This is a genomic window from Bradyrhizobium sp. BLXBL-03, from assembly GCF_051853015.1.
Lineage (GTDB): Bacteria > Pseudomonadota > Alphaproteobacteria > Rhizobiales > Xanthobacteraceae > Bradyrhizobium > Bradyrhizobium manausense.
This window is the reverse complement of the sequence record NZ_CP182470.1, coordinates 4139179-4161764: the sequence shown is the minus strand read 5'-3', so window position 1 is coordinate 4161764 and position 22586 is coordinate 4139179. Positions and strand designations below refer to the sequence as shown.

Here is a 22586-nt window from a genome sequence, read left to right as displayed (position 1 = left end):
AGAAGCACAATGGCGAGCAGTGAGACGGCACCAGCAGCAAGCCAGCGCGCACGGGGCGCTGCGACGTTCCTGCGCTCGCAGATGCGCAACATCGCGCCGTTCCTGACGCTGATCTTCCTGTCCGCCTTCTTCGCCGTCGCCAGCCCCTCCTTCGCGACCATCGACAATCTCGGCAACATCCTGACGCAGGTGTCGGTCACAGGCATCATCGCCGTCGGCCTTACCTTCGTGATCCTCTGCGCCGAGATCGACCTGTCGATCGCGGGCATCGCCAACGTCACCGGCATCGCCGTCGCCTACTTCACGCTGCAGGAATCCTACGTCAACATCGCCAACATCCCCCTGCCCGGCGCGATCGCGATCATCCTGTCGCTCCTGCTATGCGCGGCTCTCGGCGTCGTCAACGCGCTGGGCCTGACCGTGATCGGCATCCCCTCCTTCATCATGACGCTGGCGATGATGCAGATCGCAGCCGGCATCTCGGCGCTGCTGGTGCGCGGCCAGATCGCCTACAAGGTCCCGAGCCTGATCTCGACGCTCGGCTCGGGCTCGATCGGCGGCATTCCCTGGATCGTGATCGTCGCCGCCGTCATGCTGCTCGGCGGGCACCTCGTGCTGACCTACACGCGCTTCGGCCGCTACGTCTACATGGTCGGCGGCAATCGCGAGGCGGCCGAATATTCCGGCCTCAACGTCAAGCTCATCTTGGGCAGCGTGATGATCATCTCCGCGGTGTGCGCCGGCATCGGCGGCATGCTCGGTGTCGCCCATTTCGGCAGCGCGCAGCAGAACGAGTTCGACACCTATCTGCTCGACTCCATCGCCGCCGTCGTGGTCGGCGGCACCAGCCTGTTCGGCGGCCGCGGCGGCATCGGCAACACCATCGTCGGCCTGTTCGTTCTCGGTGTTCTCAATAACGGCCTCGACCACGTCAACATCGACAGTTTCCTGAAGATCCTGATCCGCGGCCTGATCCTGCTGGCGGCGCTGATCATCAACGTCTATGCGCAGCGGTTGCGAGAAAAAGCGGCGGAATAGACGCCCTCGAAACAAAACCGCGAAAACAACCCCATGCACAGTAAAAATCATTGCGATGCGCATGAATTCTTCGCTATTCCCGAAATTAGGTTTGACGCGTCGGGCAAAACAGGAGTAGGATGTCATCATGGCAACGACCGGGTATCTGCGCAGCCGCTAGCTCAAGCTTGGCCAGCATGAGCGCGCGGGATCTTGCACGCTTCGGATTACTGTTCCTCAACAAGGGACGATGGAATGACGCTTCCGTCGTTCCGTCGCAATGGACGACCGAGTCGACCAAGGCCCATTCGGAGACCGATCGAAAAGACCGCGGCTATGGCTATCTATGGTGGACACTCGATGCCGGCGTTTGGGGACGAGACGCAATCTTTGCGTCCGGCTACGGCGGACAGTTGATCGTCATCGTGCCGGAGAAGCGTCTGGTTGCCGTTCAACTCGTCGAACTGGACCGGAGCCAGAAGCGAATTCATAGCGCGACTTTTCTCGACCTCGTTCCACAGATCGTGACGTTGGCCAATTGATTTGCCAGACCACGCCCCCGCACCGCGGCGTCATGCGACGAAGGTAATGTCCGCCCTATCCCCCATAGCGCTCGAGTTCGTGCAATGGGTATCCGCTACGGGGCCACAAGCGGCTTTCCTTCCTACCGCGCGCCCGCCGGCAGCTTCAAAATGTGGCCGGTAGCCGAGAGTGCGCATCGAGGGTTCATCTTCGAATGCCGCAACCTGGTCCCAAAGCTGCTCGACCGCACTCGCGGAGTCGCCATCGGCTCGGACGTTGATCGCGATTGCCATCGTCGCTCTATGGATTCCTGCAACTTCAGCTGCGAGTCCTGGGGCTGTAACGGGTCATCGGCGATTCTCCGGCGGTTGATAGGGCTCTTCCGGTCCAACTCCAGATACATCTCTGCGTCGCACCAACAGACACAATGGGCCAGAAGCGAACTACAGTGGGTTGGAGCAGCGGTTGGAAACGAACATCAAGCGACAGCTTCCTTGAGGAGCCGTTCTTGAGCCCGGAGTGTCAGAGCTCGCGCGAGTCGATCCTCGCACGCAGGTGATGGCAGAAATCCTCCAGGATCGTCTGCAGATTTTCGCAGTTGACCAATAGGCGATCTGCCTGTGCGCGTTCCGCCGTGTCAAACGCGAAGGCATTACGCAGGCGCCTTACGTGGTTCACTCTTTGGCGGCCATTGGCGGCGCGGGTTTCCGCGAACTCAAGATGCTCCAGATCGTGGCTGAGCCTGTCTTCTTCCTCGATGAGCAGCTTGGTGATGGTGGCCCGATTATGCGGTGCAAGGTCATCGCCATTCAGGAGATCGAGATAGTGATCCACATTCGCTCGGGCCACATATCGGTGCATGACGCCACTCCCGATTCGCTCATCTACATCAATCGGCATTTGCCGAAACGTCGCGCGCTGGCGCGCAACTTACACCGCAGAAACGGCCCTGCGATATGACGCCGATCAGCGTACAGTCGCCTGCTCCAGCGAGTTAATTTAAGTTGGGTTGTTGGGAGGCGCAAGAACGGATTACCGCAGCGATCCCGCTCATTGTCCATGCCGTGCAGACCTCGCGCGCGGATCGGCGTATTGCGCGCGGGTTGGCAGCGGCCAGAAGCGAAAATGCGTAGGCTGATGCCAACGAGGCGGCGTTCAGTTTCGTCCGGGCCTTCTTAAGGAACTCGGCCGCTCTTCAACATCCACACCGATCATCTTGCCGATGCGGCCTATTCAATATTTTGAATGCAGGATTGCGGCGGGGTCGAAACTAGCTTCCGAAAGACGATGCTGTCGTCCGAGAAGCTTGCAACGCATCCATGCCCCTTAACGAAATGACGAAGGCGGCTCAGAGCCGCGTCGTTTTCGCCAAAGAGCCGCTTGTAGTCGTCCGTCGACAAATTGTGGAGAGCTCCGTCGCCTAAGTCAGAGAGGGACTTGTCAAGGTCGGCCAAGGTGATTCTGGTTTGTCGCATTGCCTGCCTCGCCAACCATGACAGCATCCGTCAACCCGGCAAGATTGAGCGCTGAGCTCGGCTTCCTTGAAGTGACGTAAGCCTATGATGCCGGCTCGTATAATTTTTGACGTAGATCAAAAGCAAACCGAGGGCTCGCCAGCAGCGTCTATGTCAGCTGCGCGCCCTGGTTGTGTGGAAACGCATGGGTCGCACAAGCGGAAGTGATGTTACTGATTTTGAGTCACATCATGGGACCCGGAATGAAGCAGCGAATATCGGTTACGCGTGCTGGCATGCCATCGATATACTCATACACGGGCCACGCAATCGTCCGCCCGGTGAGGTTGGGTCCGACAATCACCGCTTCCGGTGGCACATCCCACCATTGTCCGTACAAACGGACGCGGTATCCGCTGCCCTTACTCTCCCAATCGGGGTTGGCAACTGCTATTCCGTCCGCGTTTGAGCAGCATGGCCCCTTGCCACTTTTGAGGCTCTCGAACCAATGATTGAGTTCAGGTCGGTTAGGATCGTGCGCGTTCGCTGCCAAGTGCGAGACCAGTAGCACGATCAATGTGGTCGCCGGGTTGGCGGTCATCGAGTGCATTTGAGTCATTGCAATTTCTCTAAGAAAACAAGAAATTAGCGCCGTGATCCCTTCAAATTGCGTTAGTTCGAACTGCGCGGTCTTCCGATACGAGCCGCGTCATGCTGCACCAATTCCGGACAATTGGACGACCTCCAAAAATCCCGCTCGTTGCTACGTCTGCGATCCGGACCCTAAGGTTCAATGGCTGCCGATATGAGGTAGGGGTCAAAAGCAGCCATCAGCGGCCAGCATGATCTTGGTCACCTGTCCGCGAATCTGGTTTGGAATCGAGCGAAACCCGACGCGCCTCCCGCGTCAGCGCATTCCAAGAGACATTCTCTGCTCAGCCGCGCCTGGGTTTCCGCGTTTTCGATCGAGCGTGGCGCCACGCCATCCCGCATCGGGCAGCTGGACGCGATCAGCAGCGCCGTCGCGATCGACAAACGTCCGACATTCATTGATACCCCCGACAAGTTGGACCAACGCCTATTTGATCTCGCCGTATGTCAGATCGTCGAACAAGGTCACGCTATCCGCCTTGGTCCACAGGCCGATCATGCCGGCATCAACGATGCTGGCGTCCTCCACTTCGAATAGCGATTTTCCGTCGTAGGTCACCTTGAACCGACTTGCTGCGAAATCGCAACGCAGCACGTGCCATTGCCCTGATGTCACCGGCGTGCTGACGCCGTATCCGGCTTTGCGGCCAACGATCTCCAGCGACGTCCTGACGCCCTTGATCGTCTTGTAAAGCACGACATTGTCCTCAAGGGCGTTGGCCCGGACGACGTAGTAATTGTTGGCATCCTTCGCGCGCCAGATGAGTCCCGCGGCGCGATCTTCCGACCCTGAGACTGCCTTGAATTTGACTTCAACGAAGCCGTTGCGGATCGCGGTGTCGCTCTTGATCGCAAGCGGAAAAGTCGCTCGTCCGGATTGCTTGAGAACGTTCGGCTTGCTTGGCGCCGAGGGCTCGGTCTCCACGGTCCATTTCGGCTCTCCCCTGCCGGTCATCGTCAAAGTCCACCCATCGGGCGGCATTCCGGCAGGAGCGTTGTCAAAATTCAGGGTCTCGGCCACGGCGTTTCCTCCCATCAACAAGCTCAGCACAGACGCCGCGGCGAGCCATACGCGCAATGAAGATCGCGACGGTAAGGCAGCGGCGGTGTACGTCATTGATCGTCCCACTCCCGATGTTCGGGCCGTTCTCAGCGGCATGATGTCCTCGTCAATCAGCGAAGCGACGGAAGCGTTGATGCAAGCAAGGACAGCCCGGCGACCAACAGCAGCGCCAGTACCGTCTTTCGGAAGGTCTCGTCGTCAATCTTTCCAAACAGCCGGAAACCGGACCACAGACCGGCGACCAGGAACGGCGCGCCCAGCGCGTACAACACCAGCGTATCCTTCGTGATGCTGCCGGCGGCGGCCTGGGAGATCGAAATGACCACGAACGCCAGGAACAGCACCGGCTGGAACACGGCCCGCTGCAGATCCTTCGGCCAGCCGCGCCATTGACAGGAGATGGTCGAGATAATGCCGCCGAGCCCGGTCAAACCGCCAAGCAGCCCATTCGAGATGCCGATCGCGATATCGGCACCGGTGCCGATCTTCATCGGCGCGAATACGGGTCGCGCCAGACCGTAGACGGCGTAGATCATCAGCAATACGCCGACAAAAAGCTGGAGATAGATCGGGTTCAAATAGGAGAGAATGCCCACTCCGATGGGAATTCCGACGACCGTCCCGAGCGCAAGCGGCCAGGCCTTGCGCAAATCCAGGCTGCTCCGCAGCTTGAAGATGCCATAGCCCTGCGTGAGCAGGCCATAACCGGCAATCAAGGTCGCGGTCTGCATCGGCGTGATGATGTGCAGCCATACGCCCGACACGACGAGGCCCATCGCAAATCCGGAAAATCCGCTGACGAAGCCGCCGACAAGGGCCGCAAGTGCAAAAATAGCAAAGACAGGAGCATCCATGAGCCGTTCTCCCGAACGAGACCGCGAACGCTTGGATGGAAATCCATCTGATGGGGAGGTCGCAGATCCCCAAAATTTGCAAAGTTTCATTTCCGAAACGGTTGTATGCTCAGCACTGCCACGTCTCTCCCCCAATGCGATGAAACGTGCACAACGCTACCGGTTCGGCTGCACTGCACGCACCGCAAAACGCGCGTGCCTTCCGAACAAAGCTCGTCACTGCGAGTTGGTGCAGCACCTCCTGCAAGGAAGGGAGACCATCATGAGACATTCGACATCAGCTGCCCTGCTTTCCGTTCTGGCGCTAGGCTTCCTGTTCGGCGGAAGCGCCGCACAAGCGCGATCCACCCCTGTCCAGCAACCCCAGTCGCCGCAGCAGTCGGAACAATCCCGCGAGCAGGATCGTAGCCGCGCGGAGGATGTCACGATCGGACGCGACTGGAAGACCCAGGGCAGCGAGGGTGATCACGCTGGCCAGACCGCGCCGAACGAGGACCATCAAACCGTGGGCCGCGACTGGCGCGCTCACCCCGAGGATCGGGATCGCCAATAGCCTCCCCGTCATTGTTCTCCTGGTCTTGCTCTCCAGCCCAGGTTCAGTCGGTGTCGTCGCCCCCAGGCGACGACGGCACAGTGCAGGGAGAGCCAGCTGCGCTTCGATGCGCACATCGATCGGCGCCGGCGCGTTGACCGCACCGATCAGCCGAGACAGCCTATTTGATGAAATCGCGGTATGTGATGTCGACATGCAGCGCCCCTGGTGATCAGGACGCGATTCTTGGGCATGTCGCCTCGCGGGGAGATCGCAATTCCCCGTGCCACGAATAAAAGCCCTGCCAGCCGGGCTGTCAACCCGGTTGCGCCGAAAGAAGCAAAGAATCGTCGGAGCGGAGATGCTGCACCGGCCTGCGAGGTGCCAGCGGTGCCTGGAGTTGCCCGCGTCAGTGCGGTGTGAACTGGTTCAGGTCGTGAATGCCCATCTGCTGCTCCAGCTCGGCGACGCGAGCCGCCATCTTCTCGAAGCCGTCCTCGCCGAACAGCTGGTGCTCCTTCTTCTCGAAGTCCTCGGCCATCGCGTCGTACTCGTTTGCGGAGACGACGTCTCTCAGCTTCGGAAAGAGATCGGTGTCCTCGCGGGCCGCGTGCGGACGGTACATCGTGATGAAGGATTGCATCGCACCGACCAGTTGCTTGCGGTCATCACTATTGCCTCGGCTAGTCGGTGCGAGCTTCAGGATATCTTCCGTGACCTTCCGGCCGGCCTCGTGCTGATGCAGCAGAATGTCCACCAGATCGGTCATCTGGCCGGCCTTCCTGAAGCGCGGGAAGACGTGCTCCTCCTCCGATTTTTCGTGGTAGTTGTTGATGAAGTCGCGAACGATGCCGGCGGATTGCGTGATCAGGCCTGGATCGAAATCCTCATTCGCCGAGAACTTCCGTATGCTGGCCTCGTAAAGCAACAGCACCCGATCGAGCACGCCGTGCTCGCGCATCAGGTCTTCGGGCGGGGTGACCTCCTCGCCTTTTTTCTCCGCACCCTTCTGCTTGCCGCCGACGCCCTTCCTGTCAGCAAGCGCTGGCCTGGTCAGGATGGCCGGAGCCGCGACAGTGGCCAGCGATCCTGCGAGCACAAGCAGGCGGCGCCTGCCGGGCACGACGTCCATCATGGCTCTCCCTGAATGCGCTGGTGGCCGCAGGGGCCTATCAGCGCCAGGCCTTTTCGTTCTTCTGCTCGTAATCCTTAAAGGCCTTCTCAAGCCCGCCCAAAACCTCGGCGGACGTTTCGAACATCGCCTTCAACTGCGGCTCATCGACCTTCTGGATGTCTTCGCGCAGGTGGTTCCTTATATCGTGCAGGGCTTTCTGCATCTTCTGCGTACGGTGTCGCGGATCGCGATCTGCCGCACTCGCCATGGCCGGTCTCCTCGCTGCTGAGGTGGCGCCTCCGAACCCGGAACGGCTTCTGGCGCGACGGCGCATTAACCGACAACGATCGACCTCGTTCCAATTCTGAAATCCGCCAAAGTGCATGAAGTTCAGGGATCTGCTGGCCGTGTTCGAGCGGATCGACGAGCACGCCTGCGCCGATCTCGTCGGGCTGTGCCAGTTTCTGCCCGGCCCGCCAGCAGCAAGGTCGGCTTCTCGACCGGCCTAGGATTTCGGCATTCGACGCCCTGTACGCGCGGATGGAGCCGGACCCGCAAAGGTTGTGGGATAGCGATCGCCATCAACGACGGGGTGTTCCACTGGCTGCGAGGTCGTAGTATCGTCAGGCGTTTTCAACCTGGAGAGTAATATGGCTGCGAAAAAGAAAGCAGAGGGCGAAGGCCCGCTCGCAAAGGATTTTGTTGCAGTGCGTGTCAATTTGACATCGGAGCAATTGGACCAGGTTCTCACCGCGCTCGGCGTTGCAAAGAAGCATAGGGCTAGTTTTGTCCCTGGCGCCGCGTTTATCGTGCAAAAGAAGAAGCCCGCTGCGAAGAAATCACAGCGACGACCGGCGAAGAAGTAGGCGTCGCAGACATTGACGAGTGACTGGAAGCTTACCTCAGTTGTTAGACGCTCGGGATCACCCAAACGGTCTCGATTGACAAGGTCTCCGGTCTTTGAGGGAGATCTTGGCGCGTTCAAGCTGCTGTCGACTGAAACGCCTGTCTCGTTGGAACATCCATCCGGAAGGTCCATGGCGGTCCTTCCGGGGGACGTTTTCCTTGCGACTCCCGGACATCGCGAGTCGACCCGATGGGTCGTCGGCGGCGTCCCCAAGGAGGGACTCATTCCCGGCAAGGAGTATTCGATCCTCTCGAGTTGCGGAATTGTCGGCGAACTAATCGGCTCATCCTCGCAAAGGAAAAGCCCCCTCGGCAAAGTCGAATTTTTGGGAAGGTGGGGGTCGAACCAGGCGAATATTCGAGATTTTTCGGCAATCAACGACGACGAGGCAGGCGCGGACAAAGGCGCGGAATTGTACCTGATCGTGGGCACGTCGGCGGAGGTCGGAAAGACAACGGCCGGGCTCACGATTTTGCGGTCGCTGCTTCATCAGGGTTATTCGAAGATCGCGGTCCTCAAGGCCACAGGGACCTCCTCGATCGTCGAGCTCATGACCTATCGGGATTTCGGCGCTTTCACGACGCTGGATTGCGTCGACTTCGGCCTTCCCACCACCTATCCCTCCGAAAGAGAAGATATCGCTCCGGTGTTCGATCGCGCAATCCGCTACATGCTCGGACTGCCCGCTCAAGCCGTGTTGATCGAGTGCGGCGGAGATATCCTGGGCGCAAACGTTCCTATCTTCCTCGAACGTCTCAAGAAGGCGCGCCAAGTTGACAAGCTCGTGCTCGTCGCTCCCGACTCGCTGGCGGCGTTTGGCGGCCTGCGCATCCTGGAAAAGATGGGCTTCGCGGCGGACCTGCTGACCGGCCCCTGCACCGACACGCCGACCCTGCTGGCGCGGACGGAGAAACTGTGCGGGGTCAAAGCGATGAACATGCTGGGACCACGTCCCTGACGGTGATGCGCCGGCTAGTCTAATTCGCCTTGATGCGTGCGCTGACCGCCCAAAAATGCGTTAGTCGCGTGATCCGCACGCGATCGCAATATCCAGAAAGCGAGAGCCTCAGATCGTCGTCGGTCGGGTAATTCTTGACGATTTCAAAGAGCGAATTGTCCTGCCCCACCCTTATCTCGTGCCTGTCACCGAAGCGATCATGCCTCGAGATCGGGTTCTTCGCCGCATTGCCCCGATAAACTTCATCGACGAGCAGAAGCTTTGCGCCTGGCGCAAGCCGCGACAAGAATTGAGCGACGAACTTTCCTTGCTCCCGCTTCCTGAGATGCGACCACCACAGCATCGCGATCCCAACTTCGAATTGGGTTTCGAATGCAGGCAGACGGAATGCGTCTGCGGTAACGAGTGAAACGTTCGAACCAAGGCGTCGCCCGGCTGCAACGGCCAGGGTATCGGCGTTATAGTCGGTGGCGACCACGAGCCTCGCCGATCGCGAACACACTTCTGTCCAATAGCCCGTGCCTGCGGCGATCTCCAACACGCTTCTTCCCTTGACGTGTCGCGCCACCCATCTGCGCAGCCTGGCGAGATCCGCCTGACGCCGACGCAGTTTGTAGATGTCGTCGTATTCAGACGATCGTTGCTTGTAGTACGTCTTGAGCGCGCCGGAGCCGCTTCGGATCATCACTCCACTGAATTTCAGCATAGAATGGCTCAATCCTCGGCATCATTTCCGGACATGCAGCTTGCACCGACGTCGGCCTTTATGCGGGCGAGAAGCCTCGAGGCCGTCTTGAACTCAAGCGTCGATTGACCCTCCGTCACGCCGGACAGAGCTGGCGAAAGGATCTTGTAGGCGGCGTCCATCTTGCTTTCGGCATGCCAGCACGCTGCCTGGGCGGCCGCGGCGCGCAGCTCCCAGAGCCTGGCCCCCTGCCCTCTGGCGATCGCTATCGCTTGGGCAAGCCACAGGTCTCTTTCAGTCGCGCTTGCCGCGCAAACCAGGGCCCGCATCCGCATGATCTCCGATTTGCACCAGGTCTCACCCGTCAGCTCCACCAGCTGGAATGCCCTCTCCAACAACATGAACGCCTCGGCGTGCTGCGCTTGCTCGTGGTGCACTTCCGCAGCCACGGCCATGAAGAATGGCAGGATGACGGAGTGACCGGCCTCGTCCAGTTCCGCAATGTGGCGCCTCATGGCTTCCAGATGGCTGACCGAGGCTTGGGTCCGCGACAACGCCCATGACTGGAAAAAGCCGCCTTCACGCTTTCCCAGAAAGGTTTCGTGGTCCCTGTTGACTTCCAGAAGCCGTGCGGAAAGCGCTGCACAGCCCTCCACGTCGCGCGACATGATGCGCTGTACGCATGCCCTCCTCATGGCAAGCACCAGCGTTATGACGTGATTGAGCGATTCCGCATGCCTCACGCCTTTCATTGCCGTATCGCAGCCGGATTCGGGATAGCCCATGGCGGTCTGCGACATCCCCATGATCGTATACATGGATGCCTTCATGTCCCGGCTGGCCAAATTGGCCTCGGGACCATCCCGATCGACTTCATAGTCGGTCAGCAACCTGGAAAGCACGTCGCAGGTTTCGCTAAACTGTCCGCGGATGAAATGCGCCAATCCGGCAGCGCGCAACGACATCACGTCCGACCGGGAGCCGGAAAGGTTTGTATCCTGGTGAAGGTTTCGAATATCGGCGGCGCATCGAGACAGGCTCTCCGCATCCGAATGCGTAAAATAGTAATTGATGAGACCGTCGTAGACTCTCAGGAGAGATACGGCATCACCGGTGCGCAGGCCCAATGCACGAGCCCGCTCATAGCAGGTCAGGACCTCTGCGCTGCCCGATCCACGAAGATCTATCAGTGCCCGACCGAGCTGCAGTTGCAACATCAGCTCTCGTTCAGCGCTCTGCGCCTCGGATGGAAGCAGCTCTTGCTGACGCAGGGCATTCTTCAAATGGCTGGCTTTCTCAGCCAGCGCCGAGCGACCCGACGCCTTTTCTGCGGCAAGCAGATAGTACTTTATCGACCTCTCGGGCTCGCCGGCCTCTTCAAAATGCAGCGCCAACGCCTCGGCGTTGGTGACCGGGCTATGTTCGGCAGCTCCTTCCAGCAGCAAAGCGAGGCGGAGATGCAGGTGCCGCCTGCGATTGCGCAGAATGGAGTCATAGGCCGCATTCTGGACCAGGGCGTGCTTGAACGAATAGGCGCTCTCGGGCGCGTAACCGCGGCCATTCACGAGCCCGGCCGCGGTCAGCTCGTTGAGTGCGGCAATCAAAACGCCCTCATCGAGGTCACTGATGCTCCTGAGAACGTCGAACGAAAACTCTCGTCCGATCACCGATGCGGTCTGGGCCACTTCCTTCGCATCGGGATGACGATCCAATCGCGCAGTCAGGGATGCATGGAGCGAGGGAGGAACCAACGAACGTCCCACGCCGACCTTGAGCTGGTCCAGTTGGATTTCCAGCACTGACTTGGTCAGCTCCTCGATGTGCAGCGGCACCCCATCGGAGCGGGATACGATTTCATCGATGATTTCTGCGGACAGGGCATGCTCGCCAGCGACCGCGCCGACAAGCAGGGCTGCGTGACGCCGGTCGAGCCCGGTCAGCATCAGGTGGGTCACCTGCGGACGGGTGATCCAGGGCGGCCGGAACTCCAGGCGACCGCTCGCGATCACCATGAGAGGAAAGCGATCTATTTCGTCGACCAGCCTGTCGATCAGATCCAAGGTCACCTGATCCGCCCAATGCAGGTCTTCAAAGACAGCCAACCTGGCGGATTGAGCCGTCTGCATTCTCAGCAGTCGAATGATCGACGCCAGGGTCATGTCCCTTTTCTTGCGCGCCGACAAGTCGAGCGGCAGGCTTGGCGCTGGCATGGAAATCGAAAGAAGGTCGCCGATCAGGAATCCATCGATTTCCGTCGCGCCGTATTCCGCGAGCAGAAGCGCCAACTTCTGCGACCTCACGGACATCGAATCTCCGCCCTCGATCTTCGCGGCGAGTTCGATGTGGCGGATGATCGGATAGAGCGGAGCGTCCTGCTGGTGCGCCGAGCACGAGAATTGCAGCGGCGGAAGTCGATCTCCTTCCTGGCTTGCATCTTCGAGGACCGAAATGAGCCTGGATTTCCCGACCCCGGCTTCACCGATCAGCAGACACATCACCCCCTGACCGGCGAGAACCTGTTCCCATCGGCGCAGAAGCAGGCTCTTCTCCTCCATTCGGCCGACCAGCGGCGTCTCGATCGAACGAAGGGCCCTGAAACGGCTCTCGATGATATTTTCCTTGGTGACCGCCCAGGCCGTGACCGGCCCCGCCAGGCCTTTCAGGTCCAGGGGCCCCAGGCGCCGGTATTGAAAGATTTCGCCGGTCAGTCGGCGGGTCGCCTCATCGATCACCACCGCGCCGGTGTCCGCGATGGCCTGCAAACGCGCCGCGAAATTCGGAGTTTCGCCGACCGCGGTCTGCGAATCCCTGTCGCCATCCACAATAGCGCCGATCACGGCGATGCCCGTCGCGATACCCACGCGACAGCTCAGCGAGCCCGCAGGCCCGGCCGGGGTGCTCAGACGATGAACGGCCTCGACCGCAAGCAAGCCGCTCCGCACCGCGCATTCGGCGTCGTCCTCGTGCGCGCTTGGATAGCCAAAATATGCCAGGATGCCATCGCCAATGTAGCGAGCGACATATCCTCCGTTTTCGGTGACCAGGTTCGTCACACAATTGTGGTGCGCGGAAATCGCCTCGCGCAGATCTTCCGGGTCCAGCCTCGTTCCAAGCGCTGTCGACCCAACCAGGTCGACAAACATGACCGTGAGCCGGCGACGCTCGACCTGCGGCTTTGCGCTGGCCTTGACCGGATCGGCCGCTTCGCGATCTTCGGGAAACTCCTTGGCGCTCGTCTGGCCGCAGACAGAGCAAAAGCGCGCGCCCGCAGCATTCTGGTGTTCGCACGAGGCGCATTGCCAAGACAGAGGCATGCCGCAGTCTCGGCAAAACTTGGAGCCGGTCGCAACATGCAATCCACAGCGCGAGCAGAGCATTTCCACCTGCTGATCCGGACCGTACCACACCACGCTTGGTCCCGACAAAAGCTTAAGGTCGTGCCGGCCCGCTGTCACGTGGCGGCACGGGTATTGCGTCAAAATCATTGCCGTTTCGGCAGCCACCGCCCGCGCATGGGACTGCCATGCCGACGGCGTCTGATCCCCTAACCGGGAAGACTCAGCCCATCGCCATAGTCCGGTTTTGCCACACTGCGGTCAGAGGTTGTCAACCCTCGCTCCACAACCCCGGAGACCGCAGAGCGGCGGTGCGCTCTATGCCTGGGTATGCCCATTGTCGCCCGACGCCATTGCCGCCTGCCCGGCGATCTCCTCGCTCCGCCAGCACCTGACTGCATGCCCGTCTGGCCGTGTCTCCAGCACCGGTCCCGGCTCATGGCGGCACAAATCTTCCGCGTAACGGCAGCGCGGGCTGAAAGCGCATCCGTTGGGCGGATTGAGCGGGTTGGGAAGATCTCCGCCCGTCGTCGCCAGCGGTGCATGGTGGAGCGGATCGGGGATCGCCGCGATCAAAGCGCGCGTATAGGGATGCGCAGGCCGCTCGAAAATCTCGCGCCAGTCGCCGTTCTCGACGATGCGGCCGAGATACATCACGGCGACGCGGTCGCTCATATGCTCGACGACGCCGAGGTCGTGGCTGATCATGATGTAGGACAGACCAAGCGTGTCCTTCAACTCCAGGAGCAGGTTGATGATCTGGGCGCGGATCGAGACGTCGAGCGCCGACACCGGCTCGTCGCAGATGACGATCCTGGGGTTGAGGATCAGCGCGCGGGCGATGCCGATGCGCTGGCGCTGGCCGCCGGAGAATTCGTGGGGGTAACGGTCGGCCTGTTCGGGCCGCAGGCCCACGTGCCGCAGCATGGTCGCGACGCGATCCTCGATCTCGCTTCTTGCAGTCACGCCATGCACGCGCAGGGGATCCTCCAGCGTGCGGCGCACCGTCTGGCGCGGATTGAGCGAGGCATAGGGATCCTGGAACACCATCTGCACGATACGGGCGAGCGCCTTGCGATCGCCCGACGGCCTGCCCGTGATCACCTGCCCGTCCAGCACGATGCGGCCGCGCGTCGGCGCCAGAAGACCCAGGATCGACAGGGCGACCGTCGACTTGCCCGAGCCGGACTCGCCGACGAGGCCGAGGCACTCGCCGCGTTTCAGATTGAGATCGACGCCGTCGACGGCGCGGAGCATCCGCCGGTTGCGGCCCAAGAGGCCGCCTCCAACTGGAAAATGAACCGCGAGATCCTCGACGCTGAGAATGAGATCGTCCTTCCCCCGCGGCTCATGCATGGTGGTGGCACCTCACCAGGCCGCCAGCCTCCAGGAGGTCCGCCGGCGGCGCAACGCTCCTGCAAATGTCGGTGGCATGGGCACAGCGCGGATTGAACCGGCAACCATCAGGGAAATTGGTGATGGCGGGCACGACGCCCGCAATCTCCTTGAGCCTGCTCCGGCCCAGGGCTGCGCGACTGCCCAGCCGCGGCAGCGAGTCGACCAGGCCCTGAGTGTAGGGATGCGAGGGCGTGCGGAAAATATCTGCGGAGCCGCGCTCCTCGACGATGCGGCCGGCATACATGACGGCGACGCGGCGGCAGACATTGGCGACGAGGCCAAGATCATGGCTGATCATCAGGATCGCCGTGCCGCGCTCGGCGCAGAGATTGCGCATCAGCTCGATGATCTCGGCCTGAACGGTGACGTCGAGCGCCGTGGTCGGCTCGTCCGCGATCAGCAGGTCCGGACCGCAGGCGAGCGCTATGGCGATCATGACGCGCTGGCGCATGCCGCCGGAGAGCTGATGTGGATAGTCGTTCACGCGCCGCTCCGGCGCAGGCACGCGAACGCTGGCCAGCGCCTCGACCGCGAGCTGATGGGCTTCACGCCAGCTCTTGCCCTTGTGCAGCACGAACATCTCGGCGATCTGCCGTCCCACCGGCGAGACCGGGTTCAGCGCCGTCATCGGCTCCTGGAAGATCATGGCGATCCTGTTGCCGCGCAGGTCGCGCTGTGCGGCCGCCGAGAGGTGTTGGATCTCCCGACCGTCAAACCGGATAACCCCGCTGCCAATCGATAACGGCGGCCGCAACAGGCCGATCAGGGCGAGCGCCGTGATGCTCTTGCCGCAGCCGGACTCACCGACGAGACCAAAGGTCTCGCCGCGGTCGATGCGGAAGGAGATGCCCTCGGCCGCGGCAACGCGCCTCTCGCCATCGTCGAGATTGATGCGCAAATCCTCGACCTCGATCAGCGGCGCGCCGGTCATGTCCGCCGGCTCCGCGAGTGGGGATCGAGAATGTCCCGCAGGCCGTCGCCGAGCAGATTGAGGCCGAGCACGGTCAGGAAGATGGCAAGGCCAGGAAACACCGACAGCCACGGCGCCGTGGTGATCTGGTCGCGGGCATCCGACAGCATGCTGCCCCAGCTCGGAAACGGCGGCCGGACGCCGAGGCCAAGGAACGACAAGGCCGCCTCCGAGAGCACCGCGCTGCCCATGCCGAGCGTGCCGATGACGACGATCGGCCCAAGCATGTTTGGCAGCAGCTGCGTCATCATGATGCGCAGATCGCCATAGCCGAGTACGGTTGCCGCCTGCACATAGCCCTGGTTCCGCAGCGACAGCGCCGAGGCGCGGGCGATGCGGCAGGTGAAGGACCAGTTGGTGAGGCCAAGCGCGATCAAGAGGCTGGTGAGGCCCGGCCCCAGCACTGCCATGATGGCGAGCGCAAAGATCAGCGAGGGGATCGCGAGCATGACATTGGTCAGGGCATTGACGACGTCATCCCACCAGCCGCCCCAATAGCCGGCACTGAGGCCAAGTGCGACGCCGATGACGCTGTTGATGAGCTGTGAGACGATGCCGACCGTGAGCGAGACGCGCGCGCCATAGACGACGCGGGAATAGATGTCGCGACCCTGATCGTCGGTGCCGAACCACCAGGTCCAGCTCGGCGGCTCCTCCGCGTTCATGAGGTTGGCATCGAGGACGGGGTCGGTATGGGCCAGCCAAGGGGCGAGCACGCCGACCAGAACCGCAAGCGCGAACAACGTGCCACCGATGACGAGATTGGCGCGCAGCTTCATGCGTATCTGATCCTCGGGTCGATCACGCCGTAGAGCAAATCGACCAGCAGGTTGATCGCGAGAAAGGCCAGCACCACCACGAGAATGGAGCCCTGGACGGCAGGAATATCACGCTGCAAGACACTGTCCACCAGCAGCGAGCCGATGCCCGGCCACGAGAACAGCTTTTCCACGACGACCGCCTGCCCCATCAGCCCGCCGAATTGCAGGCCGACGGTGGTGAGAATGATGACGAGCGCGTTGCGCATCACATGCCACTTCACCACGCGCGTCTCGCTCATCCCCTTGGAGCGCGCGGTGCGGACGAAATCGGCCGTCATGATCTCGAGGACGGCGGCGCGCGTGGTCCGGGCAAACAGCGCCATCGGCGAGACGCCGAGGGTCAAGGCCGGCAGCAGCAGATATTTCAGGCCGCCATCGCCATAGCCGAAACTCGGCAGCCAGCCGAGCTTCAGCGCGAAGACATACATGATCACCAGGCCGAGCCAGAACTTGGCAATCGACAGCCCCGTCACCGCGACGATCATCGCCGCACTGTCGACGAGGCCGCCCGGCCGCAACGCGGCGATGAAGCCGAGCGGCACCCCGAGCACGACGGAAAACGCCATGGCCGCGAGGATCAGCTGCAGCGTCGGCCATGCCCGCTTGGCGAGCATCGCCGTAACGGGCTCGCGTGTCCGGAACGAGGTCCCGAAATCGCCGGTGGCGAGCTTGGCGATATAGGCACCGAAACGCACATGGACAGGATCGTCGAGGCCGAGCTGTTTCTTCAGGCGCAACTCGACCTGCGGATCGGCGTCATCGCTCATCGACGAGACGATGCTGCCGGGGACGACGCTGAACAGAACGAACACCAGCAACACGACGGCGAGCACGGTCGGGATGGTTTGCAGCAGACGACGGATCAGGAAGGAGAGCATCGGCACTTTCTTCCGCCCCTATACCGCTTCCATCGCGATGGAGGAGCACGAGAATCCGTGTCATTTCGCGGGCGAAGTGTCGTCGACCCACAGCTCCTCGGTATTCTGATGGGTCAGCTCCGTCGGGTTCTTCTGAATGCCGTGGAGCCAGGGCTGCACGGCCATGACGGCCTTGTTGTAGTTGAAGAACCAGACCGGCGCCTCCTCATAGAGGAACGCATTGGCCTTTTGCAGTAGCTGCGTGCGCTTGGCGCTGTCGTCGGCCTGTCCCGCCTCGTCGAGGATCTTGTCGAAGTCGGGATTCCTGAAATTCATGTAGTTGCAGGCCGGCTGCGGCGTCGACGAGTGGAAGCATTTGAGGGCAGCCAGCGGATCCGGTCCGCTCTGCTGCGAATAGATGAAAGCCTGGTAGTCGCCGGTGCGCACCACCTCCGCCAGCACCGCGGTCTCGACCTGCTTGACCTTCACCTTGATGCCGACCTTGTCCAGCATCGGGATGACCGCCGAGACAATCGGCAGGCCCCAGCTTTCATTCTGGCTGGTGGTCCATTCGAATTCGAAGCCCTGGGGATAGCCGGCCTCGCTAAGCAGCTGCTTGGCCTTGGCGGGATCATAGGGATACGGCTTCATCGTCTTGTCGTAGGCGGGCGAGGTCAGCGGCAGCCAGCTGGTGGCGCGATACGCCTTGTCCTTGACCAGCTTGCTGATGATCAAATCGGAATCGATGGCGTAGTTGATCGCCTGCCGCACGCGCTTGTCGGCGAACGGCTTGAAGGCGGGATTCATCCCCATGTAGCGCGTGAAGACCTCGGCGACCTCGACGATGGTGCCCTTGAGATTGGGGTCGGCCTGATAGGCGACATACTGCGCCGGCCCGAGCACCGAGGTATCGATTTCCTTGTTGCGGAAGGCGACATCGCGCGCCGCGGCCTCGCCCATGATCGAGACGATGACCTTGTCGGCATAGGGCTTGCCGGCCTTGTAGAACTTGTCCCACCGCTCCAGGACGATGCGCGAGCCCGGCACGTGCTCGACGAACTTGAAGGGACCGAGACCGATCGGGTGCTGGATGAAGCTGTCCTTGGCGCCCTCGTCGGCGGGATAGATCGAGGTCAGCGCGGTGAAGAAATAGAAGCCGGGATCGACCTTTTCGGTCAGCTTCATCTCGAGGGTGAAGTCGTCGATCTTCTTTAGGCCGGAGATCTCCTTGGCCTGGCCCTTCTCGACCGCGGCTGCGCCCTCGATGATCCGGACATAGCGCGCGCCGGGATAGGCTTTGGTGCCGTCCATGATGCGGTTGAAGGTCCAGATGATGTCGTCGGCCGTCATCTTGCGGCCATTGTGGAAATAGGCGTCGTCGCGGAGCTTGAAGGTGTGAACGAGACCGCCGCCCGAGACGACGACCTCCTTCGCAAGCTCCGGCACCGGCTTTCCTTCCGCGGAGTCCCAGGTGTAGAGCGAGCGATGCAGCGCCTTGGCGTAGATCTCGTCCTGGGCGCGCTGGGTGGTGTGGATGTCGAGGCTGGTGAAGCTCGAACCGTAGGGCGCGGTCATGCGGATGGTCCCGCCCTTGCGTGGGGTCTGGGCCTCCGCCGATCCGGCAAGTGCCAGTGCCATCCCCGCGACGATCGCCGTCATCCTGAACATCATGTGGTCTCCCAATAGCGCAGGTATTTCGATCACGGATTTGATCATTCACTGCCCGTCGAACGCAAGCTTCGTTTTGAGGGCGGCCAATGCCGGTTCCTGAGGCAGGGCGCCTGATGACGCGGTGCGTCATCGCGCCGCCAGGGGCAGTGAACATTCTTCGCGATCGACGCGACCAAGCCTGAGATCGTTATCTGAGCCCCGGGAAACGCAAAACAATGATGCGCCAAACGTTAGGTATCTTGTTCGCGGGCAGCCTGGTTGCCGCGACGGCGGCGATGGCGATCCCCGTCACGCCGGATCCCGACAGGGACGGTCCCGCTGACGCCATCGACGTCGGCTGGTACCGCAGTTCGGGATCAAACACCTATGTCGACGAAACCTGGTGGGCGACCAGGAACCGCTGCACGCCTGATTATCTCGGCGAACGCTTGATCTGCGGCGCGCTGCGGATTTTGGCGCGGGCCACCAGCCGGACCTTCGAGGCCAAAATGTCCGATGATGCCGGCCTGCCGCTGCCGGCCAGCTGGGAGCTGATGACCGCAAAGAACGCCTTCTTCATCCGCTCGGGTCACGTCGAGACGCCGCTCGATCTCGCAACCGTAGCCAGCTTCTATCGCGCCGCGCTCGGACAGCGCGGCTGGATCGAGAAGGACGGCGCGGTGATCAAGCCTGACAGGGCCGAGATCGCCTTCACGACACCGGACGGACCGGCGATGCTCCGGCTCACTCGCCAGGACAACAGGACCATCGTCGACCTGTCCGTGCGCAAGCGTGCGAACGCGACGGCCGGTATCCCGCCCAAGTCGGGGCAAGTGAGGCTGATGCTCGGCAATGAGACCGATGAAGCGGCCGTCGTCACCGTCAACGAGCGGACCATCAGCCTGGCGCCGCATGTGGGAGAAAAACTGGCGCATACCGACGACGCAGCGAGCGAAGGGTCTGATATCCAAGAGATCGATCTGCCGCCGGGAAAGCACACGATCACTGTCAAGGTCGCGGGCAACGCAGCCCGGAGCCGGGAGCTCGAGGTCGCAGCAAATGAGACCTGGGGTCTGCTGGTCGGCCCGGACGGCGCTCCGCTGCCGATACGGCTGTATTGAGCGCGACGCTGTCTCCCCGTCATTGCGAGCGCAGCGAAGCAATCCAGAATCTTCCCGCGGCAGCAAGTCTGGATTGCTTCGCTGCGCTCGCAATGACGGAGCGCAAAGAGGCGCTCCGTCAGCCCGACAGCTCCGGCTGCCAGTCCCGCAGCTTCCGCGCCGCGCCGGTGACGTCGGCGACCGTCCGGAACGCTGCCGCCTCCACCATCATCCCGCGTGCGAGCCTGACGGCGCGCGCCTCGCTCACCGCCCGCTGGCGCGGATCCTCGATCAGCTCGAAATCGATGTTGTGGGCGAGGCCGAAGATGCGGCGAATGGTTTTGGCGGCGGCGAAACCGACGGTGTCGGTGAACAGGCGCTGCATGTAGGCTTGCCGCTCGGCTTCGAGCCGCATCGCGCCCTTTTCGCCGGCAAAGAGCGAGACCGGATAGGCATCGCCGCTCGCCTCCGACCGCCAGAGCTCGAGGAATTTTCGCGCGAATTCGTTCCAGACCTGGTCGACCGTCTCCAGCACCCAGGCTTCGAATTCGCGCCGCACGCCCGGCGCGCGCTCATGGCCGGCGGAGGCGAAATAGGCCATCAGGAGATTGGCGAGCACTGCGCCGACATCGAACCCCATCGGACCGAAGAAGGCGAATTCGGGATCGATCACCCGCGTCTCTGACGCCGTCACCATGATCGAGCCGGTGTGGAGATCGCCATGCAGCAGCGCCTCCGGGCTCGCCATGAATTTCAGCTTCAGCCTGCTGATCGCGACATGGAGCTCCATGTCCTCGCGCAAGGATGCGGCGAGGCCATCGAGATAGGGCGCGGTCCAGCGGTTCTGCTCGGCGATGCGATAGGGGTCGGTGAAGATCAGATCCTCGGTGATCTTGCAGAGCGCATGATTGCCGGCGAAGGCCGCGATGGCTTCCTTCTTCTCGGCGGCCGCGAGCGCGAGGTCGGAGGTGAAGAACAGCGTCCGCGCCATGAAGGTGGTGATGTCGTCGACGAAGCGCGGATATTGCACTCCTGCGACCAGGCCCTTGCGCATGATGATGTGGGGCCCGAGCAGCTCCATCACGGTGAGCGCGAGTGTCTCGTTGTGATGCAGCAAGGCCGGCACCAGGCGAGGTGCAAGCTTGGCCTGCCGGGACAGTGCGAGATATTCGTAATGGGCCCGCGACAGCGGCAGCGGCCAGCTCTCGCCGACGAGGCGGACGTAAGGCAGCGCCTGCTTCACGGCGATGCCACCGCCGGCGCCCTTCACGATGAAGACGAGATTGAGATTGCCGTCGCCGACCTCGGTGATGGACCAGGCGGTTGGCGCGCCGCCAAGCAGCGCCGCGATGTCGGGCAGGCCCGCGAGATAATCCCGCAAGGCTGCTTCCTGAAGAATCCGATAAGCTCCCTGCCCCATGACGATCCCTTCCCGCCTGTGTCGGCCGGATCGTTACTCCCGCTCCAGGAAGCTCGAGCCGATCTCGGCCTTTCTTTTGATCGGATCGTAATCACAATAAACGCTGTCCGCCACCAGCGTGTAGCTGGCGTAGACGCTGTATTTATCTGTCTTGACCGAGTTCAGGCCGATTACCGAGGTGCTTTTGCCGCCATTCCACTTGAACGGCGTCGAGCTCTTGGCCTGCTCGCAGGCCAGCACGGCCTCGTTGAAAACATAGCCCTCGACGAACGCCTTCAGCGTTCGCACCTGCACAGCCATTTTCCACTCGACATAGCCGACGGCTCCGAGGCCGGCGACCACAAGCACCAGCAGCGCGACGACGATCCTCTGAAAAGTCATTCGTTCCCCCAGTATACGAACTATCTCCGCCCGTCATTGCGAGCCGACGGGTCCGCGCAAAGCGCGGCCCGATGACGGGCTCCGCAAAGCAATCCAGAATCCCTCCGCGGCAAGACTCTGGATTGCTTCGCTGCGCTCGCAATGACGGGCTTGGCTGACATCCCCTGTCCCTTACTCTCCTAAAACGGCATTCCCATCATCTTCGACAGCCGCTCGAGCGAGAGATAGCCGGCGTGATAGGCGGCAAGCCCGAGGCCGTAGATGATCGCCGAGATGATCGTGGTCCAGATCAGCTTGCGCTTCATGCCGGTCAGGACAGGCGCGCCAGGGTCGGTGCCGGGCGCGCCGATACCGTCCTCGTGCTGGCTGCGCACGCCGAACGGCAGCGTCAAGAACAGCGCGATCCACCAGATGACGAAGTAGATCGCGAGCGCGGTTGAAATCTGGACGGCCATGATCCGGTCTTAAGCCTGCTCGATCTCGACCAGCGCGCCGGAAAAATCCTTCGGGTGCAGGAACAGCACCGGCTTGCCGTGGGCGCCGATCTTCGGCACGCCGTCGCCGAGCACCCGCGCGCCCTCCTTCACCAGCGTATCGCGCGAGGCGATGATGTCGACGACCTCGTAGCAGACGTGGTGGATGCCGCCGTCGGGGTTGCGCTCGAGGAATTTAGCGATCGGCGAGGCCTCGCCGAGCGGCTCGATGAACTCGATCTTGGTGTTGGGGAGCGTTGCGAACACCGTGGTGACGCCGTGCTCGGGCAGCGGCACGGCCTCGGAGATCACCGCGCCGAAGGCCGCGCCGTAGATTTTTGCGGCCTTGACGGCGTCCTTGGTCGCGATCGCGACGTGGTTGAGGCGACCCAGCATGTTCCTTCTCCCTTAGCGCGTGATGCGA

24 protein-coding genes are annotated in these 22586 nt (G+C 61.9%); 7 read left to right on the top strand and 17 right to left on the bottom strand.

The features are described from left to right. The first annotated feature begins 9 nt into the window (after positions 1 to 9). Complete coding sequence (locus ACNJX9_RS20060) at positions 10 to 1038, top strand: ABC transporter permease (RefSeq protein ID WP_439409976.1); 1029 nt, start codon at positions 10 to 12, stop codon at positions 1036 to 1038. Between the two features lie 176 nt (positions 1039 to 1214). After that, positions 1215 to 1559: a serine hydrolase gene (locus tag ACNJX9_RS20055; RefSeq protein ID WP_439410089.1), complete on the top strand. Its 345-nt coding sequence runs from the start codon at positions 1215 to 1217 to the stop codon at positions 1557 to 1559. A gap of 502 nt (positions 1560 to 2061) precedes the next feature. On the opposite strand, the gene ACNJX9_RS20050 is transcribed toward ACNJX9_RS20055, so the two are convergent. The 4 genes from ACNJX9_RS20050 to ACNJX9_RS20035 all read right to left on the bottom strand — a co-directional run bounded on the left by ACNJX9_RS20050 (position 2062) and on the right by ACNJX9_RS20035 (position 5561). Next, entirely contained in the window at positions 2062 to 2400 is a 339-nt protein-coding gene (locus ACNJX9_RS20050) for a hypothetical protein (RefSeq protein ID WP_439409975.1), read from the bottom strand. Positions 2401 to 3237: 837 nt separating this feature from the next. Beyond that, on the bottom strand, positions 3238 to 3612 hold the full coding sequence (locus tag ACNJX9_RS20045; protein WP_439409974.1) for a hypothetical protein: 375 nt from the start codon (positions 3610 to 3612) through the stop codon (positions 3238 to 3240). Positions 3613 to 4071: 459 nt separating this feature from the next. Beyond that, positions 4072 to 4803 carry a hypothetical protein gene (locus ACNJX9_RS20040; RefSeq protein WP_439409973.1) on the bottom strand — a complete coding sequence of 244 codons (732 nt, stop codon included), beginning with the start codon at positions 4801 to 4803 and terminating at the stop codon, positions 4072 to 4074. A 14-nt stretch (positions 4804 to 4817) separates the two neighbouring features. Next, positions 4818 to 5561, bottom strand: a complete 744-nt coding sequence (locus ACNJX9_RS20035; RefSeq protein WP_057756139.1) for a sulfite exporter TauE/SafE family protein — start codon at positions 5559 to 5561, stop codon at positions 4818 to 4820. On the opposite strand from ACNJX9_RS20035, the gene ACNJX9_RS20030 reads away from it, so the two are divergent. Beyond that, complete coding sequence (locus tag ACNJX9_RS20030; protein WP_439409972.1) at positions 5560 to 6114, top strand: hypothetical protein; 555 nt, start codon at positions 5560 to 5562, stop codon at positions 6112 to 6114. The genes ACNJX9_RS20035 and ACNJX9_RS20030 overlap by 2 nt on opposite strands. Positions 6115 to 6502: 388 nt before the next feature. Here ACNJX9_RS20030 and ACNJX9_RS20025 read toward each other — a convergent pair whose 3' ends face one another. After that, positions 6503 to 7228, bottom strand: coding sequence for a hemerythrin domain-containing protein (locus tag ACNJX9_RS20025; RefSeq protein ID WP_439409971.1), 726 nt, complete (start codon positions 7226 to 7228; stop codon positions 6503 to 6505). Between the two features lie 37 nt (positions 7229 to 7265). Further along, entirely contained in the window at positions 7266 to 7475 is a 210-nt protein-coding gene (locus ACNJX9_RS20020; protein ID WP_439409970.1) for a hypothetical protein, read from the bottom strand. Positions 7476 to 7590: 115 nt separating this feature from the next. Here ACNJX9_RS20020 and ACNJX9_RS20015 point away from each other — a divergent pair, with 115 nt between their 5' ends. The 3 genes from ACNJX9_RS20015 (at position 7591) to ACNJX9_RS20005 (ending at position 9072) form a co-directional block, all read left to right on the top strand. Beyond that, positions 7591 to 7716, top strand: coding sequence for a hypothetical protein (locus tag ACNJX9_RS20015; protein ID WP_430648666.1), 126 nt, complete (start codon positions 7591 to 7593; stop codon positions 7714 to 7716). Between the two features lie 141 nt (positions 7717 to 7857). Continuing rightward, positions 7858 to 8073 (top strand): hypothetical protein, encoded by a 216-nt coding sequence (locus tag ACNJX9_RS20010; protein ID WP_057756145.1) that lies wholly within the window; start codon positions 7858 to 7860, stop codon positions 8071 to 8073. Positions 8074 to 8244: 171 nt separating this feature from the next. After that, positions 8245 to 9072 (top strand): hypothetical protein, encoded by an 828-nt coding sequence (locus tag ACNJX9_RS20005; protein ID WP_057756147.1) that lies wholly within the window; start codon positions 8245 to 8247, stop codon positions 9070 to 9072. Between the two features lie 19 nt (positions 9073 to 9091). Here ACNJX9_RS20005 and ACNJX9_RS20000 read toward each other — a convergent pair whose 3' ends face one another. The 7 genes from ACNJX9_RS20000 to ACNJX9_RS19970 all read right to left on the bottom strand — a co-directional run bounded on the left by ACNJX9_RS20000 (position 9092) and on the right by ACNJX9_RS19970 (position 18809). After that, positions 9092 to 9778, bottom strand: coding sequence for a class I SAM-dependent methyltransferase (locus tag ACNJX9_RS20000; RefSeq protein WP_439409969.1), 687 nt, complete (start codon positions 9776 to 9778; stop codon positions 9092 to 9094). An 8-nt stretch (positions 9779 to 9786) separates the two neighbouring features. Then, complete coding sequence (locus tag ACNJX9_RS19995) at positions 9787 to 13242, bottom strand: AAA family ATPase (RefSeq protein ID WP_439409968.1); 3456 nt, start codon at positions 13240 to 13242, stop codon at positions 9787 to 9789. 168 nt (positions 13243 to 13410) lie between these two features. Beyond that, entirely contained in the window at positions 13411 to 14448 is a 1038-nt protein-coding gene (locus ACNJX9_RS19990; RefSeq protein WP_057756155.1) for an ABC transporter ATP-binding protein, read from the bottom strand. After that, entirely contained in the window at positions 14441 to 15421 is a 981-nt protein-coding gene (locus ACNJX9_RS19985; RefSeq protein WP_439409967.1) for an ABC transporter ATP-binding protein, read from the bottom strand. The genes ACNJX9_RS19990 and ACNJX9_RS19985 overlap by 8 nt, the downstream gene beginning before the upstream one ends. After that, on the bottom strand, positions 15418 to 16239 hold the full coding sequence (locus tag ACNJX9_RS19980) for an ABC transporter permease (protein ID WP_057756160.1): 822 nt from the start codon (positions 16237 to 16239) through the stop codon (positions 15418 to 15420). Before ACNJX9_RS19980 ends, ACNJX9_RS19985 begins: the two co-directional genes overlap by 4 nt. Further along, positions 16236 to 17159, bottom strand: a complete 924-nt coding sequence (locus ACNJX9_RS19975; RefSeq protein WP_439410088.1) for an ABC transporter permease — start codon at positions 17157 to 17159, stop codon at positions 16236 to 16238. Before ACNJX9_RS19975 ends, ACNJX9_RS19980 begins: the two co-directional genes overlap by 4 nt. A 60-nt stretch (positions 17160 to 17219) precedes the next feature. Continuing rightward, positions 17220 to 18809, bottom strand: coding sequence for an ABC transporter substrate-binding protein (locus tag ACNJX9_RS19970; protein WP_439409966.1), 1590 nt, complete (start codon positions 18807 to 18809; stop codon positions 17220 to 17222). Positions 18810 to 19024: 215 nt separating this feature from the next. Between ACNJX9_RS19970 and ACNJX9_RS19965 the strand changes: the two genes are divergently transcribed. Continuing rightward, on the top strand, positions 19025 to 19909 hold the full coding sequence (locus ACNJX9_RS19965) for a hypothetical protein (RefSeq protein ID WP_439409965.1): 885 nt from the start codon (positions 19025 to 19027) through the stop codon (positions 19907 to 19909). 118 nt (positions 19910 to 20027) lie between these two features. On the opposite strand, the gene mtnK is transcribed toward ACNJX9_RS19965, so the two are convergent. The 4 genes from mtnK to mce all read right to left on the bottom strand — a co-directional run bounded on the left by mtnK (position 20028) and on the right by mce (position 22558). Continuing rightward, a complete protein-coding gene (gene mtnK / locus ACNJX9_RS19960; protein ID WP_439409964.1) occupies positions 20028 to 21308 on the bottom strand; it encodes an S-methyl-5-thioribose kinase in 1281 nt (426 codons plus the stop codon). Between the two features lie 33 nt (positions 21309 to 21341). Next, positions 21342 to 21689, bottom strand: coding sequence for a hypothetical protein (locus ACNJX9_RS19955; protein ID WP_057756169.1), 348 nt, complete (start codon positions 21687 to 21689; stop codon positions 21342 to 21344). 179 nt (positions 21690 to 21868) lie between these two features. Beyond that, a complete protein-coding gene (locus tag ACNJX9_RS19950) occupies positions 21869 to 22144 on the bottom strand; it encodes a DUF1467 family protein (RefSeq protein WP_057756172.1) in 276 nt (91 codons plus the stop codon). 9 nt (positions 22145 to 22153) lie between these two features. Further along, on the bottom strand, positions 22154 to 22558 hold the full coding sequence (mce, locus tag ACNJX9_RS19945) for a methylmalonyl-CoA epimerase (RefSeq protein ID WP_057756175.1): 405 nt from the start codon (positions 22556 to 22558) through the stop codon (positions 22154 to 22156). Between the last annotated feature and the right edge of the window lie 28 nt (positions 22559 to 22586).